Genomic DNA, 672 nt, shown 5'->3' with positions numbered 1-672 from the left:
CAGCGTGGCACCAACGAGAACACCAACGGCCTGCTGCGGCAGTACTTTCCCAAGGGCACTGACCTGTCACGCTGGGATGCCGAGGAGTTGGCGGCTGTTGCGTTCGCGCTCAACACCAGGCCCCGAAAGACCCTCGGATGGAAGACACCGGCAGAAGCCTTCAGCGATCAACTGAACTTGCTGCTCAGCAGTAGTGTTGCGACGACTGATTGAATCCGAGCAATTCACGTCTTGGGCTTTTGGCAAGCGACTGCGGGACGCAGGCCTGCTCGGCTCCATGGGAACGGTGGGAGATTGCTACGACAATGCGATGATGGAATCGTTCTGGGGAACGATGCAGCTCGAACTTCTCGACACCAGAATCTGGGAAACCCGAGAAGAACTAGCCAACGCCATCTTCGAATGGATCGAATGCTGGTACAATCCATACCGACGACATTCCAGTATCGGAATGCACAGCCCCGTCACGTTCGAGGCCCTCTCCAGGCCATCAGACACCGCTGAGTGACCTCACCTCAGGTGTCCGTGCTACGGGGGGAAGCTCAGGTGTGTCTCAGGACATAGGCAACCGCCGCGATCAACAGCGTGTGCGGTGTGTCCAAGGCCAGAGTTGTCATCACCGCTGTTGTCGTCGAGGGCCGGTCCCAGGCAGAGGTCGCCCGCGCTTACGGA

At 58.9% G+C, this 672-nt stretch carries 1 protein-coding gene and 1 pseudogene; both read left to right on the top strand.

The annotated features are described in order from the left end of the window. On the top strand, window positions 1–213 hold a 213-nt coding region (locus E1295_RS48325), incomplete at its 5' end, for an IS30 family transposase (protein ID WP_132642135.1). A 7-nt stretch (window positions 214–220) separates the two neighbouring features. Next, a pseudogene (locus E1295_RS48320) lies at window positions 221–508 on the top strand (transposase); the annotation flags it as partial. Window positions 509–672: the final 164 nt, after the last annotated feature.

Source organism: Nonomuraea mesophila (genome assembly GCF_004352805.1).
GTDB classification, from domain to species: Bacteria; Actinomycetota; Actinomycetes; order Streptosporangiales; family Streptosporangiaceae; genus Nonomuraea; species Nonomuraea longispora.
Note: the sequence above shows the minus strand (reverse complement) of the source record. Positions and strands in the feature narration are given on the sequence as shown.